This is a genomic window from Hydrocarboniclastica marina, assembly GCF_004851605.1.
Lineage (GTDB): Bacteria > Pseudomonadota > Gammaproteobacteria > Pseudomonadales > Oleiphilaceae > Hydrocarboniclastica > Hydrocarboniclastica marina.
This window is the reverse complement of the sequence record NZ_CP031093.1, coordinates 2,841,826-2,857,685: the sequence shown is the minus strand read 5'-3', so window position 1 is coordinate 2,857,685 and position 15,860 is coordinate 2,841,826. Positions and strand designations below refer to the sequence as shown.

Annotated in this window: 13 protein-coding genes; 7 read left to right on the top strand and 6 right to left on the bottom strand. The window is 57.6% G+C overall.

Features of this window, described 5'->3' with window-relative positions; translation table 11 throughout:
• Positions 1 to 31: 31 nt before the first annotated feature.
• Together soil367_RS12740 and soil367_RS12735 are read left to right on the top strand one after the other, a co-directional pair.
• Entirely contained in the window at positions 32 to 577 is a 546-nt protein-coding gene (locus tag soil367_RS12740) for a methanogen output domain 1-containing protein (protein WP_136549450.1), read from the top strand.
• A complete protein-coding gene (locus soil367_RS12735; protein ID WP_136549449.1) occupies positions 574 to 2,712 on the top strand; it encodes an EAL domain-containing protein in 2,139 nt (712 codons plus the stop codon). The genes soil367_RS12740 and soil367_RS12735 overlap by 4 nt, the downstream gene beginning before the upstream one ends.
• 24 nt (positions 2,713 to 2,736) lie before the next feature.
• Here the strand turns inward: soil367_RS12735 and soil367_RS12730 are convergent, their stop codons facing one another.
• Together soil367_RS12730 and soil367_RS12725 are read right to left on the bottom strand one after the other, a co-directional pair.
• The gene (locus soil367_RS12730) at positions 2,737 to 3,363 is read right to left on the bottom strand and encodes an HPP family protein (RefSeq protein ID WP_136549448.1); all 627 of its coding nucleotides are present in this window, start codon (positions 3,361 to 3,363) and stop codon (positions 2,737 to 2,739) included.
• 158 nt (positions 3,364 to 3,521) lie between these two features.
• Positions 3,522 to 3,953: a DUF4124 domain-containing protein gene (locus soil367_RS12725; protein ID WP_172962341.1), complete on the bottom strand. Its 432-nt coding sequence runs from the start codon at positions 3,951 to 3,953 to the stop codon at positions 3,522 to 3,524.
• Positions 3,954 to 4,264: 311 nt separating this feature from the next.
• Here soil367_RS12725 and soil367_RS12720 point away from each other — a divergent pair, with 311 nt between their 5' ends.
• From soil367_RS12720 to soil367_RS12700, 5 genes are all read left to right on the top strand, one after another.
• On the top strand, positions 4,265 to 5,026 hold the full coding sequence (locus soil367_RS12720; protein ID WP_136549446.1) for an endonuclease/exonuclease/phosphatase family protein: 762 nt from the start codon (positions 4,265 to 4,267) through the stop codon (positions 5,024 to 5,026).
• The gene (gene clsB, locus soil367_RS12715) at positions 5,026 to 6,255 is read left to right on the top strand and encodes a cardiolipin synthase ClsB (protein WP_136549445.1); all 1,230 of its coding nucleotides are present in this window, start codon (positions 5,026 to 5,028) and stop codon (positions 6,253 to 6,255) included. Before soil367_RS12720 ends, clsB begins: the two co-directional genes overlap by 1 nt.
• An 8-nt stretch (positions 6,256 to 6,263) precedes the next feature.
• Complete coding sequence (locus soil367_RS12710) at positions 6,264 to 7,253, top strand: lysylphosphatidylglycerol synthase transmembrane domain-containing protein (RefSeq protein ID WP_136549444.1); 990 nt, start codon at positions 6,264 to 6,266, stop codon at positions 7,251 to 7,253.
• Between the two features lie 461 nt (positions 7,254 to 7,714).
• Positions 7,715 to 8,566, top strand: a complete 852-nt coding sequence (locus tag soil367_RS12705) for an ABC transporter permease (RefSeq protein WP_136549443.1) — start codon at positions 7,715 to 7,717, stop codon at positions 8,564 to 8,566.
• 20 nt (positions 8,567 to 8,586) lie between these two features.
• Positions 8,587 to 9,912, top strand: coding sequence for an ABC transporter ATP-binding protein (locus soil367_RS12700; RefSeq protein ID WP_136549442.1), 1,326 nt, complete (start codon positions 8,587 to 8,589; stop codon positions 9,910 to 9,912).
• A 171-nt stretch (positions 9,913 to 10,083) separates the two neighbouring features.
• Here the strand turns inward: soil367_RS12700 and soil367_RS12695 are convergent, their stop codons facing one another.
• The 4 genes from soil367_RS12695 to soil367_RS12680 form a co-directional block, all read right to left on the bottom strand.
• Entirely contained in the window at positions 10,084 to 11,082 is a 999-nt protein-coding gene (locus soil367_RS12695; RefSeq protein ID WP_136549441.1) for a glycosyltransferase family protein, read from the bottom strand.
• A gap of 4 nt (positions 11,083 to 11,086) precedes the next feature.
• The gene (locus soil367_RS12690) at positions 11,087 to 13,168 is read right to left on the bottom strand and encodes a glycosyltransferase (protein ID WP_136549440.1); all 2,082 of its coding nucleotides are present in this window, start codon (positions 13,166 to 13,168) and stop codon (positions 11,087 to 11,089) included.
• Between the two features lie 85 nt (positions 13,169 to 13,253).
• Positions 13,254 to 14,198: a hypothetical protein gene (locus soil367_RS12685; protein ID WP_136549439.1), complete on the bottom strand. Its 945-nt coding sequence runs from the start codon at positions 14,196 to 14,198 to the stop codon at positions 13,254 to 13,256.
• Between the two features lie 49 nt (positions 14,199 to 14,247).
• A complete protein-coding gene (locus soil367_RS12680) occupies positions 14,248 to 15,513 on the bottom strand; it encodes a glycosyltransferase family 61 protein (RefSeq protein WP_172962340.1) in 1,266 nt (421 codons plus the stop codon).
• Positions 15,514 to 15,860: the final 347 nt, after the last annotated feature.

Here is a 15,860-nt window from a genome sequence, read left to right as displayed (position 1 = left end):
GCACGTCCAGGGGCCTAACGAAGAGTAAAACATGGATCAGATGTCGGATCAGAACGATCGCCGCATTCCTGTCACGGAGCTGGATATCCCCCTGGATCGGGATGTCTTCCTCCGCACCCTCATACGGGAGCTATCAGGCGTACTGGAGGACGTTGTTGGCCTGGAAGAAGCCTCGGGATTCATCAGTATCGTGGGGCAGAACATCGGTAACCAGATGGATCTCGACTACAAGGAAGCCCTCGGTGTCTCAAGACTCACGCGTGCCCAGGTCGCGGATGTTCTGGTCGATCTCAAGGCGAGGATCAGAGGCGATTTCTACATTATCGAGCAGAACGACCAGCGCATCGTTCTCGGTAACCGGGCTTGCCCTTTTGCCGAAAAGGTCATCGGGCGCCCATCCATGTGCATGATGACCAGCAACGTCTTCGGCATCATCGCCTCCCAGAGCCTCGGGTACGCCAAAGTAAGTCTCGAAGAAACTATTGCCCGGGGCGACGCGGGCTGCCGGGTTGTTGTTCATCTCCAGCCCGATGTGACGTCAGAGGCTGCGAGCGGGCATGAGTACTTTCGCTCGTGACAAAAAATCCTTCTCCCGCCGTAGCCACGACATTGGACGACTTTCTTCCAGAGCCCCTGATCCTGGTGTCGGCGGACGGTATCGTTGTCGACGGAAACCGCGCTGCCAGGCGCCGGCTGCCTGATCTGGCTCAGGGTCTGACCCTGAGTAGCATTATGCAGGGCAGCGCGGAGCAGCTTGAAACCTCGTTACGGCTCTGGTCCCGTAGCGGCGACTTTATCCGCGGGCTGGTCACCCTCGAAGCCCACGACGGCGAACTCTTTACCCCCTATGGCGCCCGAATTTCAGGCGCGGGGAACGATGCCCCCGATCTGATCATCCGGTGCCACAAAAAACGGGCTGCAAACCAGCGATTTACCGAGATTACCCGGCGGGTGCATGCACTCAATCGCGAAGTCACGCGGCGGCAGGCGGTTGAGCGCCAGCTTCATGCTGAAAAGGAACTCGCGCAGGTCACGCTCCAGTCCATTGGCGATGCCGTCATAACCACTGACACAGAGGGGCGGGTAAATTATCTCAACCCGGTCGCAGAGACGCTAACCGGCTGGAGCGAGGCTGATGCCCGTGGCGTGCCGCTGGTGGATGTATTTCAGATTTTCAACGAGCATACACGCCAACCCGTTGAAAGCCCGGTTGCCCGGGTCTTGGCCCACGGGCAAATTGTAGGCCTCGCCAACCACACCATACTTCTGCACCGTGACGGAACCGAGTTTGCGATCGACGACTCTGCCGCACCGATTCGCGACCGCTCCGGTCATCTCATCGGTGTCGTCCTGGTTTTCCATGATGTTACCCACGAACGTGACCTGGAAGCGGAAGTTACTCACCACGCGAGCCATGACGGCCTGACCGGCGTACTCAACCGTCAGGCTTTCGAGCACCAGCTTTCTGCGGTCCTGACCCCTGACAACGCCGCAGGTGCGCCCCACAGCCTGCTTTTTCTGGATGTCGATCAGTTCAAGGTCATCAACGACACCTGCGGACATATCGCCGGTGATGCCCTTTTGCAACTGCTGGCACCGACCCTGCAAAGTCAGCTCCGGCATTCCGACCTGCTGGCCCGTCTGGGTGGAGACGAGTTCGGTATCCTGCTGAAAGACTGTCCGGTCGCGGTTGCGCAGCGTATTGCCACGTCGCTCAGAAAGGCAGTCATGGACTTCACTTTTATCTGGGAAGACAAACCTTTCGGGGTCAGCATCAGCATTGGTCAGGTCGACTTTGTGGGACACAGTTGGTCTCTAGCTGATTTGCTTAGCGCCGCCGACAACGCCTGCTATCTGGCAAAGGAAAACGGCCGTAATCGCGTCCATCTGTACAGGCCCGATGACCAGAAGATGGCCTATCGTTTCCGGCAGACGCAGTGGGTCGGGCGCATAAGGGAGGCTTTCTCGGCGGACCGCTTCCGCTTGTACGGTCAAGCTATCAGGCCGGTGTTACAGAGCGCCCGCGCTGAGGGAGAACCCCCCGTCGGGGCCCATTTTGAGCTGTTGCTGAGGCTCCACGACTCCGATGGCCGGGTAGTGCCGCCGATGGCATTCATTCCCGCTGCAGAACGCTACAATTTGATGGTCAGTATTGACCAGTGGGTGCTCGAGACGGCGTTCGCAAAACTGGCCGAGTCCGGGTGTCGGCGAATAGCGACCTGTACGATCAATTTGTCCGGTGCGTCGCTGGGCAGTGGCGAGTTTCTGAGCTTCGTCAAAAAGTGCTTTGAGCGCTTCGCGGTCCCGCCTGCGATCATCTGCTTCGAGATCACTGAAACCGAGGCGATTGCCAACCTGGCAAATGCCCGGCACATTATTCATGCCCTCAAGTCATTGGGCTGCAGGTTCGCCCTGGACGATTTCGGCAGCGGCATGTCGTCCTTCGGCTACCTGAAAACCCTGCCCGTGGATTATCTGAAGATTGACGGGTCTTTCATCCGCAACCTGGCAACTGACTCCGTGGATCTGGCCATGGTCACGGCGATCAATAATATTGGACATGTGATGGGCCTGGAAACCATCGCGGAGTTTGTAGAATCGCCGCAGGTCTTCCAGCAGTTGCGCGAACTGGGAGTGGACTACGTCCAGGGGTACGGCATTGCCAGGCCTCAGGCTCTCGACGCGCTGTTGAGCAGTCTGGAACCTGAGTGAGATACGCGGCCCAGCTGTTCAGGCTCAGGTCGGACGCGTCAGCACTGTTGCTTGCGGATCAGCGCCTGAACGCCAGAGTGGATAGGGAATGCCAGCCAGCCGATTGACTACGAATGCCTGTATTACCAGCAGGCTGACACCCGCCATGAGTACCGGCAACTGCTGAATATGGGGCATCAGTCCGAGCGAGACGATGAGTGCGGTGGCGCCCGCCGGTGGGTGTGCGATACGTAACAGGACCATCAGCCCGCTGGTCACGCCCAGGGACAAAGCCGCAGCACCGACTCTTGCCAGGTCTACCCCTGCGAGCATGGCAGAAGGCTCGTTCTGAAGGCCAAACAGATAGATAGCACCCAGTCCCGAAAGTGCACCGGCGAGATGTCCGCAGAAGGTGTTTCGGGGAGAGGCTGGCTCCGCCATGGGCACATAGAAGAGGATGAAGGCTGTTGCGCCCAGCGACGGAAAAATGAACGCCTCCTGGGTCATCAGCGCCAGGAATGAGACCAGCGCAATGCTGAGACCGCCGTTGACGAAGTTAAACCCCGCCATGACCGTACGATGGTCATACCGTTCGGCCAATCTCTGCAGGTGCACTCGTCGGAGGAAGCCGGACGCCAGCTGCCACCTTAAGCGCTCGTTTCTCAACCCCATCACGACCTCTGCACCAATTCAGGGCGGTCATCTTAGGGGCGTTAACGGCTCATCGCAAGGGCACGCGAGAAGGGTCACTCCTCAGCAGAAACGAGCGCACCTGGGCCGAACGACCGGCTACAGCCTGGTTTTACTTGGGCTAAGACCCGTTCCAGGCTTCAGTTGCAGCTTTGCTGAGCCCGCAGTTGCCAGTCGGCGATCAGGTTCTCGAACTTGATCTTGTCGGACTGACGATAGCCCCGCCGAGACTTTCGCTCCCATTGTGCTTTTGTTAAAGCCAGTTTATTGCGCGCCTTGGTGCAGTCGCGGGAAGGCGCGGGATCCCGTTCGGCGGCCAGGCTCGCCTTGGCTTCCCGGGCTAGGCGGTCGCGGCACAGCCGGTCTGCCGCTTCACGGTCGGTAAGGGCAGGGGCAGCCGCGGTCTCGGTGCGCGGCTTTGCCGGCGCTACCGTATGCAGCTGTACCGGCTCAGCAGTGCTTAAGCCGGGGGTGTCGGAATAGTGAACGGCGCCGTTCCCGTCTACCCATCTATAAATGTCGCCCAAGGCTAACCCTGGGGTTAAGGTCAATGCTAATACGATCCATCGCATGGTTTTCTCCTGAATGTTACGTAAAGCTAACATAAATTGCCCGCACTGGCAGCCCCGACCCAAGCGCGCTGCGGGTAAGTGGCACATCGGTGTGCCGAAATGGCTGCGGCTCGTGCTTGGAGCGTTGCCGCTACCGCGACGAGCTTCCTATTCCCGCCTGTAATGGAATTGCGCCGGGCACGCGGTGAGATCTTTGTGCTGACGAATGCGGCGTTGACAAAACTTTTCTCAACCTTTGTGATGGTGGGCACGAACGCCTATGGATGGCGAATAGCGCGAGTCCCGGACATGGAGGTGGACCCCCGTAACCTATGTTCAAAAAAAGCGACCAGCTTAAACTCAGGGTGTTAACGGTCAACACGCACAAAGGCTTCACCCACTTCAACCGGAGGTTCGTGCTGCCAGAGCTACGGGATGCTGTGCGTGCGGTATCTGCGGATGTTGTTTTTATGCAGGAAGTCCTTGGTGCCCACGAAAAACTGGCCCGTCGGCACTCACAAAACTGGCCGGACACCCCCCACTACGAGTTCCTGGCTGACTCTATCTGGCACGATTACGCCTACGGTCGAAACGCCGTTTACCCTGATGGGCACCACGGCAATGCCCTGATGAGTCGTTTTCCTGTGCTCGAGTACGAGAATGTGGACGTCTCTATAGGCACCGTCGAGAAACGTGGCCTGCTTCACTGCCGTATCGAAAGACCCAATAACCCATCTGTACTCCACGCGGTATGTGTTCACCTCGGCTTACGCGAAAGCCACCGCCAACAACAGCTGACGCTACTATGCGAACTTGTAGGTTCCGTTCCCGCACACGAGCCCATCATAGTCGCGGGGGACTTCAATGACTGGCGTGGTAAAGCCCACGGGGTACTGAGGCAGTGCGGTCTCACGGACGTGTTCGAAGCCGAGTTCGGCGCGGCCCCGAAAACTTTCCCGGCCCGCTTCCCATTGCTCAGGCTGGACCGTATTTACGTTCGCGGTGCCAGATCCTATAGCCCTATCAGGTTGCCTAACAGGCCTTGGTCTCACTTGTCGGACCATGCGCCATTAGCTGCCGAGGTTATCATCTGATGGCAGCATGGCATCCAGGTCATTCCGTAGAGGTGCTCGAGAATGGCGATGACTTCTTTCCGCAGGCGCTAGAGGCCATCGGAAAGGCCCAAAAAGAAGTCCTGCTCGAGACGTTCATTTTCTGCAACGACGATATCGGGCAGGCGTTTCGCGATGCGCTGATAGCCGCAGCCGAGCGCGGGGCTTGGGTTTCGGCCCTGGTGGACGGGTGGGGTTCTTATTATCTGCCCCGGGACATGGTCGATGAGATGCGTCGGGCCGGTGTCCACTTTCATTTCTACGAGCCCGGGCCCAAGTGGCTCAGGAGCCGGCTCAACATATTAAGACGAATGCACCGCAAGTTGATCGTGGTCGATGGCGAGACAGCCTTTATCGGTGGTATCAACCTGGCCCACAACCATCAGTCGGACTTTGGTCCCGAGTTCAAGCAGGACTATGCTGCCCGCGTACGAGGCCCCGTCGTTACGGAGATTCGCAACTTCACCCGGAACGCCTTTGCTGCTTGCGCCGGCAAGGACGTCAGCGGTCCCGGTTCACCAATGGTTGACCCAGTCTCTGATGGGGCTGTCCCGCCTGCAGGTGAGGCACAGGCACTTTTTCTGACAAGGGACAATGATCACAACCTTACCTCGATCGAAAATCATTACATTGAACGGATCCAACAGGCCGAGCGCCGCGTCAGCATTGCCAACGCCTATTTCTTTCCCGGCTATCGACTGCTGCGGGCGCTTCGCGATGCGGCCCGACGCGGGGTCCAGGTGCAGCTTCTGATCCAGGGCCTGCCCGGGTCACCCCTGGCCAAGCACGCCGCTGCAACCTTGTATGATTTTCTCGTCGAATCAGACATAGAGGTGTACGAATATTGGGAGCATCAACTCCATGGCAAGATCGCGGCAATAGACGATGACTGGGCGACCATCGGCTCCAGCAATCTCGATCCGTTCAGTCTGTGTTTCAATCTCGAAGCGAACCTTTTTGTAAGGGACAAAGAGGTCAACCGGGCTGTTCATGCGCATGTACAGCAATTGATCGAACACAGTGACGTGCGGCGAATTGACCAGTCCTGGTTGCGACGGCGAACGCTCCTCAAGTGGTTGAGAAGTGTCCTGCTGTACCATTTTCTCCGTTACTTTCCAGGTGCAGCGGGGTGGCTGCCGCGGCTTCATCCCAAAGCGCATATCAATGAGCTACGCGACCAGATTCAGGCGCGCGACTCCCACAACAGGTAGTAGATGGCATGGATGCAGGACAGTCTGACCGAAAAGACACCGCTAAAGCCTCAGCAAAAACGCTGCCAAAACGGGCACTGCCATTGCTCAAAAATCTTGTAACGCTGGTCTTTCTGGCGTTAGTGCTCTGGTTACTGGTGGACTATGCGAAAGGTGTGAACTGGCAGGAGGTTCAGCGCGTCCTCACCGGTTATTCATGGTGGGCCATCGCTCTGGGCGCCTGCCTGGCGATCGGTACCTATACCGCTTATGCGTCATATGACCTTTTCGGCCGCTATTACGTCAAACACGATATCTCCAAGCCCCGCACCATGCTGATCGCTTTTATCTGTTGCGCGTTCACGCTTAACCTTGGGGCGATTATTGGCAGCATCGGCTTTCGCTACAAGATGTATTCCCAGCGCGGCGTGAGCAAGGGCAACATAACCCGTATTATCGGGATGACTCTGGTCACAAACTGGCTGGGATACATAATGCTCGCCGGCGTGGTCTTCGCGACCGGCAACGTCCTTATGCCGGGAGACTGGGCGATCAGCAGCCTGACGCTGCGGCTGCTGGGCGGGCTTTTCGTGACCGTGGTCATGGCCTATTTCCTGCTGTGCTACTTTGCCAGGAACCGGTCCTGGACTATTCGCGGGCAGCAGATCACCTTGCCAACCGTTAAAATCGCTGTCCTGCAGTTGCTTGCCTCGCACGCGCACTGGATGCTGATGGGCGCCGTTGTCTATGTATTTCTACACGACCAGGTGAATTACTTCACCTTGCTGGGGGTGCTGCTGATAAGCGGTATCGCTGGCGTGATAGCGCACGTGCCAAGCGCCCTCGGGGTGCTGGAAGCGGTCTTTGTGGCGCTGCTTGGCGATCAGGTGCCGTCGTCGGATCTCGTTGCAGCCCTGATCGCCTACCGAGCGGTGTTTTATCTCTGGCCGCTTTCTGTTGCGGTGCTCGCCTATGTCAGCCTGGAAGTCATCAGGAAAAGACGTGCCAGCGTCGGGTAAGCTTTCCGGCTGTATGCTGAAGATTCGGCCTGTTCCCAAGCTGGACAGCTGCAATTATGACGATACAGCTGCCTTATGTTAATGCGGCATTAATGTTCGCCATTGATGCGGCGTGCTTTTATAGGGGGAGGGCCACTCGTGGGCTCTGATGGAAAACGTTATGTATGCGATTCCACTAGCCCAATAACCAGAACCCCTCGTGTTCAGGTTTAGTCATTGTTTAATTGACGACAGCTGAGCCCGTTGAGTTCAACTTTCGGATAGTTAACAAAGCCCGGGTTCAGTTTTTGCCGCTCTTAGCCAAACTGATAGAATTCCGGTCGAGCTGAGTTTAACGATTCCCCGCATTATGCGGGCACGCGTCACGACAGCTGCCGTTGCCGATGGATGAAGGCTGATGGCCAGCGTAACAGGGAATTTGTCGTGACTGTTCTGTGACTAACCATGAGGCTTCCATTCAGATGTCCAAGGAACCTACGCGTTCGGCCCAAGATGTACCGGTGATAGTGATTGAACCCCATACCGGATGGCGCAGCGTGGATTGGAGAGAGCTTCGGGAGTACAAGGACCTCTTCTTTTTTCTCATCTGGCGCAATATCAAGGTTCGCTACGCCCAGAGTGCAATAGGTGTTGGCTGGGCTGTCCTGCAACCGCTGGCGTCAATGGTGGTGTTCACTGTGATCTTCGGCAACCTGGTGGGTGTCGAAACCGACGGTGCGCCCTACGGCGTCTTTACCTTTGTCGCTTTGGTGCCCTGGACCTACTTTGCCAACAGCCTGACCGAAGGGGCGTCCAGCATGGTCAGTAACTCGGGGATGATCAGTAAGATCTACTTTCCCCGGTTGATCATGCCCCTCGCCATTATCGGCGCTCGCATGGTCGATTTCATGATTTCCATGGTCATTCTTGGCTGTCTTATGCTCTTCTCGGGCATCCTGCCGAATATAGGCATACTGATGCTGCCGTTTCTGGTACTGATTCTTACCCTGAGCGCTGCCGGGCTGGGCTTGTGGCTGACCGCCCTGGCCATCCAGTACCGCGACGTCAGTTATGGTATGACTTTCGGTGTCCAGCTTCTGATGTACGCCGGACCGGTGGTCTATCCCGCCAGCCTGATACCCGAGCGGTGGCAGTTGTTGTACGCGCTGAACCCCATGGTCGGGGTTATTGAGGGCTTCCGCGCCGGATTGCTGGGCACGCGTGATATGCCCTGGGATTTTATCGCCATCGGCGGTTTGGTCTCTCTTCTGTTGTTTGTCAGCGGTACGCTGTATTTCCGTCGCAAAGAACACATCTTTGCCGACGTGGCCTGACTATAAGGAACCTGACTCCCATGAGCGATATCGCAATCAAGGTGGAAAACCTGGGCAAAGCCTACCGGCTGGGAAGCATGGCAGAGCGGCCCGAGACGCTGGTTCAGGCCGGGTTCAACATGCTTAAAGCACCCGTACGGAACTATCGCAGGCTGCGCAACCTGGACACATTTTCGACTGATCGTGATGCCGACGACATCCTGTGGGCACTCAACGACGTCTCTTTTGACATCCAGCGTGGCGAAGTCGTCGGTTTTGTTGGCCGTAACGGTGCGGGCAAATCCACACTGCTGAAGATCCTGTCCAGGATCACCGAGCCCACTACCGGCCGTATCGAAATACGGGGTCGGGTTTCGAGCCTGCTGGAAGTGGGTACGGGTTTCCATCCAGAACTGTCCGGTCGCGAAAATGTCTACATGAACGGGACTATTCTCGGCATGAAGAAGGCAGAGATCGATCGCAAATTCGATGAGATCGTCGATTTCTCCGGTGTTGAGCGTTTTCTCGATACGCCGGTCAAACGCTACAGTTCCGGCATGAAGGTCAGATTGGCGTTTGCGGTGGCGGCCCATCTTGAGCCCGAGATACTGATCATTGACGAAGTGCTGGCGGTTGGGGATGCCGAGTTCCAGAAGAAATGCCTGGGTAAAATGGAAGATGTTGCCGGGGGCGGCAGAACAGTCCTGTTCGTCAGCCATAACATGTCTGCGATCCAGAACCTTTGCGGCAGAGCGATCAGTCTTATTCAGGGGCAGGTGTGCAACGATGGCCCCACCGATGCAGTGATCGAGGATTATCTCGAGCGCTTTCGCGGCGAAGCGTCCAGCGGTTTCCTTAACAACGACACACGTAAAACCTCATCAACGGCAAGGTTGAGCACCGGACGGCTCCTCGATGCCAAGGGTAACGAGACGTCAAATCCCTGCGCGGGCGAGCCAACGACTTTTGAGCTGGACTATACCGATGCCCGGGAGGGCACGAAAGCGATGATTGTGGTGTTCATTCACAACCAACAGAACATCGTAATCACCCAGCTGAAAACGCCTGAGCCTATCATGCTAGGCAAGTCGGGTACCGTAAGGTTTACCCTGAAGGATACGCCGCTGCCGATCGGCAAATACACCGCCGAAGTGAAACTTCGGGAGACAAACGGTGGGCAGGATGTGATCCCCAACGCCTTCAGCTTTGAAATCTTCCTGTTGAGCGCGTACAAGCACCTTGAGACAGTGAATGGGCGCTACTGCAACGCACTGACAAGGCAGGATATGGAGCACACTGTTGACGGTGAAGTCGTGGTCGAGGCACCCGAGGCTGAAACGGCGGAGCTAAGACAGGGCTCGAACTGAACGTGCCCTGTCCAGGCGTTACCGCCCGGGCAGGGCTACTGCGCGCGTTCAGGTCCGCAGGCACCTGGCGGTGGCGTCATCTTCTGAAGCGATTCTTCTTGAAACAGAGGCCCTGCTTCGGGGCTCCTGCGTTTAACTCTCATCGATCCGGCGGTAACGTTTCACGTGCGCTCATCGATAATGGAGCGCGGCCGAAAGCATGGTATACAAACGATTGCCGGGCATTGCCGACACGCAATGATCACGGATTGTCTGAAGGTAAAGCGATGCAGTATCGCCAGCGACGGTTTGCACCACCTCAGGCCCAGACTTATTGGGCTGCTGCAGTTCCCTGAACCGCTGCAAGTACTCGTTCACTTGCTCGCTCGTCCGGGCAAACCAACACCCCTCGAATCTTTCCGAATAGATCACGTAGCGCCCACGGGCAAGGGCCTCAAGAACCATTCTTGGCATCCCGTCATGCTCGGTGACGCGCAGCAGTACGCCGATCTTGGGCCAGACCTTTTCCATGTCCTTGACCCAACCAAGACTCCTGACGTTGGGGTAGCGCCGTAGTGAATGGGATTCGTCGCTGACAATGTAGAAGTCGAGATCCGGGTTTGCCTCGATCGCATCAATCAGCACTTTTTCGCCGTAGAATTGCCGTCGATCCGTTGGCAGATAGGTCAGGACCCCGCCGGGCAGGTTTCTGGGGGGCTTGCTTTGCAACGCCGAAAGATCACAGGGCGAGGGCAGGTAGTCGGCCTTGATGCCGATCTCATCCAGTTCCTCCACCAAATGGGGTGAAACGGCGATGTTCATATCCACAACCGAGTCCAGAGAACGCGCATTGCTGACCGCTTCGCTGTCCTTGGCGCTCAGCATGACGTCTGACCCGACCCACCAGCGGACGACCTGACACCCCATCATTCTGGCCCGCTGAAGTTGCCGCTCGAAGAAAGGGCCGCCGTAGCGGTACTGTACGAAAATGAGCACCCGGCAACGCAGCGCCAGTTTGACCCATGTCTTGGTGTCTGAGAAAACGGAATTGCCCGAAAATAACGTCTCGACCCCCAATTTATTCAACTCTCGACCGAGGGTCAGTATCGGCGCTGAAGGCACCGTATGGTCGCCCACGAGTAGCACGCGTTTCAGAGGGGGTCGAATGTGCTTCTTCTGGTCGCTGATCATGATGTTAACCTTCCTGGTTTATGTGCAGCTTGCGCTTCCCTTTGCTGGCTTTCGCAAGACCTGCGACGTATCGGCGTCCCTTGCCCAGGGTCTTTCGTAATTTCCACGGCATGAATACCTGCAGCAGCAGTTTCCGGGTCTGCCATGCTGCCGGTGAGAGCCGGAACGCTTCCACGGCAAGTCGACGCGCCCCGTTCATGTCATGCCACTCCGGCACCATATGGCGTTGCGCACTGTCTACAAGAAACAGGTGCGCGAGCCCGGCGCTGCGCATTTCTTCACCGTGCTTCTGGTAGAACTGGGCCCTTGCTTCAAGGTTGGCTTTGATATTAAGTGACCGGCGAACCTCCGCTTCGGCGCCCTCCGCGGCACCGCGCAGGTCGTTGTATCGCACCAGGGGGTCGCGGATGCAGTCGACCCGGTAATGCCGGCAGATCCGCAGCCAGTAGTCGTAGTCTTCTATGGCGGGCAGGTCTTCATCAAAGAAGCCTACAGACGTGATTACATTGCGGCGGATCATGCCGCTCGCGGGAACGCCGTGAAGAATGTTTTTGACAAGCAGCTCGTTATACAGATTGCCCCGGGCGCAGGGCTGGTAGAGCCAACTGCTACCATCGTCCAGAACGGTCTCAACGCCGGTGTAGATTAAGCCTACGTCGGGCGGAGACTGACGGAACAGCTCGACCTGCCGGGCCAGCTTTTCCGGGAACCACTCGTCGTCGTCGTCAAGAAACGCAATGAACGGGGCGCGGGCTTCGCGCAGACCGCGGTTGCGCGCAGCCGCTACACCGCGGTTTTCGGCCTGCCGGAGATAGCGTATACGGCTGTCTTCAAAACTGGCCACGACATCGGCCGGGTTATCGGACGAGAAATCGTCAACCACCAGCACTTCGAAATCGTCGAAGGTCTGTGCGAGAACACCGGCCAGGGTCCTTTTGAGCAGATGCGCACGGTTATATACGGGGATGACTACGCTGACTGTCGGTTGCAGGTTAACCGACCGTGAGTCGGCAGGACGCTTATCGACAGTATTGTGGTCTGTCCTTTTTTCGACCTGTTTGCGCGCCTGCGGCGGGGCTTTTGCAACAACCGCCGCCCCCTGCTGAATGCCGAAACTGATCTCTTCTTCCTGATTTCGGGGCGCCGCTGCCGTCGGTCGAGTTCCCGCAAGAACAGAGCTCTTGAGACCAGCTCTTTTAAGCGCACGCTCTCGCAAGGGTGGGCCGTATTGACGGCTAAGCATCCTGGCCTGCTGGAACAGGCCGGCAAAACGGCCGGTAGCGTCAGCGGCGATAAGATCGAACGCAAACCCGAGTGCCTCGCGGTAAGGCTCCAGCTTGCTGCGCTCCTGCAGAAGGTGCGCAATCTTGGTCAGCACGCGGATGCGCCCGGCAATACCGCTGTAGGTGAAACGCTTGCCGCTAAGGGACGTCTCGCCTTCGGGCATTCTGCGGTAGTAGGCTGTCCCCGTGTGGTGCTCATGCAGGCGTACGTCCTGGGCGAGCGCCCTCATAACAAGGTCACCGTCCTGATTCAGAGTCGCTTCTTCATCCCACCCGCCAAGACCAAAGAAGGCTTCCCTTGACCAGAGCACAGAGCAGGGCGGGTAATACCATCCACAAAGCCAGGCGCTCAGCGCATCCTGGTCAGGGCGACGTGGTGCGCACGAAGCCGGTCGGCTGATCCAGGCGTTACCCTTCAGCTCGAGCCGTCGCCACGGGCACGTGACAATGCCCGCATCGGGAACATCGGCCATTGCTGATAGCAGAGACTCCAGCGTATCTGGCGCGAGAATATCGTCGGCATCCAGAAACATCAGGCTGTCGCCAGCGGCCAGGGCGGCGCCAATATTGCGGGTGCGCGGCGCGTTACCGGAGCGCTCTGAGTGAACCCGGATCCGGTCCGGAAATGCAGCCTCAAACTGACGTGCGATTTCCAGGCTGTCATCGGTGGAGCTGTCTTCGACAATGATTATCTCGTCGGGCCGCCGGCTCTGGTCGAGCAGCGAGCCCAGCGTTTGAGCCAGGTACGGGCCGGCGTTATGGCAGGGTATGACGACCGAAATACTGCGATCCGTAGATTCCATGGTTTCTCCCCGATTCAAAACAGCGCCCCGCTACCCTGGGCCGCACCTCCAATCCCTGGAGGGTTTTCGTGAGGCACGCCCGCGATCATTTTGTGGCCGACCTGACCAGTCGCTCGAACGCAGGACGCATACGGCCCAGCGCTTCCCGGGTCTGTTTAGGGGTCAGGCCGGATACCGGCCCCGCTGGCGTCCGGTTTACATCCACAACGTAAATGCGGCCATCATTGTTGTCCCGCATCACGTCCATCTCGCCGTAGTCGACGCCCATCTTCCGAGCCAACTGCAGAATCTTGTCCTGTTCGTCGGTGGAAAGGTGGTCGCCCGGGTCCGCGACTTCCGAGCGTGCCACCACTTTGAAACGTTCGGGGCTATCTGCGCGGAACTTGGGGCAGACAACCGGTATCACGTCCTGGTAGACGGACACTCGCAGCTCGGCGAAAAAGCCGTCTCCCGTTGCCGTGTCGATGTAGCGCTGGTAAGTGATCCGGCTGTCCTCCTCTGGCTCGCAGGGACAGCTAACGATCTCACCATCGTGGGTGTAGTTGTCATTGGATTTGCGAAGCGCCAGGCCTTCGTGTGTCGCAGGATCTATACCAATGCTGTAACCGAAGACTTCGCCGAACGCCTGCTCCACCTGTTTTTTTGAAATGTCCTTTGCGTTGCGGTTAATCACCTTGGCCGAGCCAAAGTCATCGAACAGCTTTTGCGGGAAAACCGTTGAGCCCTCGTGCGCGAACACCAGATCGTATGGACGATCGGGTGTGGAGTGCATCCGGTAACCGTAAAGGGTGCATAGCTTGTAGATGATCTGGTAATGGCTGGGCGTACCCGGGTAAAAGAGTACCGTGCCTCTCGGCCAGAGCCGGGTTCTCAGAATACGTAGCGCTGCACCGATTGCGCTATAGCCGCCATAGGTCCGTAGCACGTTGTAGGGGTTGCGTTGGGTCGCTGGCCACTGCTTGACGCGTCGCAGCGTGCGGTAAGCCTGACGTAGCAGGTTGATGCCGGGCTGTTGTGTTAATTCGCGCATGGTCAACTCATCGCAACAGTTAAGTGAATGGTCCCAGGAGACGTCCTGCTCATGCCTTCTGGGACCCTGTAAGTTGAGGCAGTATCTCTGCGACCGCCGCCGGGTCGACCCGCAGGTCTTTCTCCAGGGGATGGACGTCACCTTCTGACTCAGCCTGAACCAGCCAGTAGTTGTGCCCCATCGCTGAAGCCACCGCATAGAAGTTGGGGTTGGGAAAGCCGAGGTCTGCAATCTCGACGATTCGGGCACCTTCTGGACAGAACACCATATTGGTCAGGCCCGCACCGTGGGGAGCCACCAGTACCGCAGTTTCCCGCATGAGCTGGACCTGCGCTTCGAACGACAACTCCTCCATGAACACACGTTCGAACCCAAGCGGCTCCAGCAGGGGCCAGACTTCGTTTTCGTTGACGAGGCGCCGCCGCGCTGCTTTAAGGCGACTGATGAAAACCTTTCGGTGAGGCTGTGCTGCTTCGTTAACGCCGTAGGCTTCCGGGATCAGGCGCAGCAGCTCGGGACGAAAGCGATCGGTTCCGACAATCGTCAGCTCATCGACGGCAAGCGGGCGGGAGCTGTCGTAGGTCTGGAAGTCTTCCGGCGCGAGGCCCAGCATACGCAACGACCCGTCGATGGCTGGACTGCGGTCGGGCGGCAGCAGCACCTGGCCCAGCATGCCGCGTTCGCGCAGTAGGAGCAGTTTGGGCAGGTGGGCCGTGAGCCAATGGGAGTGGTTGTGGTAGACCCGCTCAATAAACCAGGTGGCGCGTTTCAGACGCACGGGTCTGGGTGCGCTCCGCAGGGTCTCGGCATGTAATGGGCGGAAGCGTACCTCGCGCATCATCAAAGCGCGGCGATCCTGGTTCAAAATGGCGGGATAGAAGTCGTCGGCCTTACTCGGGTCCCGGTACCAGGTGATCAGGCAATCCGGCAAGGTGGCAATAAACGTCTCACTGCTCCTGCGTTGCGGAACGTCCCAGAAAGAGTAACCCCACCAGCCCTGGTCATCCGGCAGTTCATCCCGTGAGCTGAAATTGCGGGGTAGGGGATGCCGGGCTACGTTTTCCCGGTGTACCGTTGTGAAACTACCTGCCTGGGCATTTTCGCCCCGACGCTTAAAGTAGTCGGGCACCGTCTCGTGAAGGATTCGCCGGTAGCCGAACCAGGCTGGGTTCACCTCGCGGGCGACAGCAGCGGATGCTACGCGACCAAGGGCGGATCTGATTTTCCCGGTAGTCGCGTCCCACGACCGGCCGGCTGCGGACCTGAGCTGGTTGCGCTTCGCCGCGGCAACGCTCTGTTGAGAATGTGCCACCATCTTCCCCATGATGTTTTTATTAGCGTGTTCATTCGTAAGCGCCGTTTGAGCGCGTTTTGCGTGAACTACTTATTGCCAATATAAATCCATTGGTTTGATTCATCTATCAGCTAACTCGACTCATCAATAACAACCATAAAGGCAAAGCCCGGACTAGTCTAACTCAAGACCATGCACCGGCACTGATAGTGACTGTGGTTGTTCTGAAAAACTGAGTTTCATCCGAGGCTTGGAAACATATACGGTTATGTTTCGGATTTTTAACATATGTGCTAACTGATTCGCTTTCTATTAAATTAATTATCGGAAATGCTGGGCTGGCGATGGGTTTTTATTATGAATTGAAC

Coding starts and splice junctions, on each gene's coding strand:
- soil367_RS12740 (WP_136549450.1), top strand. CDS start 32: ATGGATCAGATGTCGGATCAGAACGATCGCCGCATTCCTGTCACGGAG.
- soil367_RS12725 (WP_172962341.1), bottom strand. CDS start 3,953: ATGCGATGGATCGTATTAGCATTGACCTTAACCCCAGGGTTAGCCTTG.
- soil367_RS12680 (WP_172962340.1), bottom strand. CDS start 15,513: ATGGTGGCACATTCTCAACAGAGCGTTGCCGCGGCGAAGCGCAACCAG.
- soil367_RS12730 (WP_136549448.1), bottom strand. CDS start 3,363: ATGGGGTTGAGAAACGAGCGCTTAAGGTGGCAGCTGGCGTCCGGCTTC.
- soil367_RS12700 (WP_136549442.1), top strand. CDS start 8,587: ATGAGCGATATCGCAATCAAGGTGGAAAACCTGGGCAAAGCCTACCGG.
- clsB (WP_136549445.1), top strand. CDS start 5,026: ATGGCAGCATGGCATCCAGGTCATTCCGTAGAGGTGCTCGAGAATGGC.
- soil367_RS12685 (WP_136549439.1), bottom strand. CDS start 14,198: ATGCGCGAATTAACACAACAGCCCGGCATCAACCTGCTACGTCAGGCT.
- soil367_RS12710 (WP_136549444.1), top strand. CDS start 6,264: ATGGATGCAGGACAGTCTGACCGAAAAGACACCGCTAAAGCCTCAGCA.
- soil367_RS12720 (WP_136549446.1), top strand. CDS start 4,265: ATGTTCAAAAAAAGCGACCAGCTTAAACTCAGGGTGTTAACGGTCAAC.
- soil367_RS12690 (WP_136549440.1), bottom strand. CDS start 13,168: ATGGAATCTACGGATCGCAGTATTTCGGTCGTCATACCCTGCCATAAC.
- soil367_RS12695 (WP_136549441.1), bottom strand. CDS start 11,082: ATGATCAGCGACCAGAAGAAGCACATTCGACCCCCTCTGAAACGCGTG.
- soil367_RS12705 (WP_136549443.1), top strand. CDS start 7,715: ATGTCCAAGGAACCTACGCGTTCGGCCCAAGATGTACCGGTGATAGTG.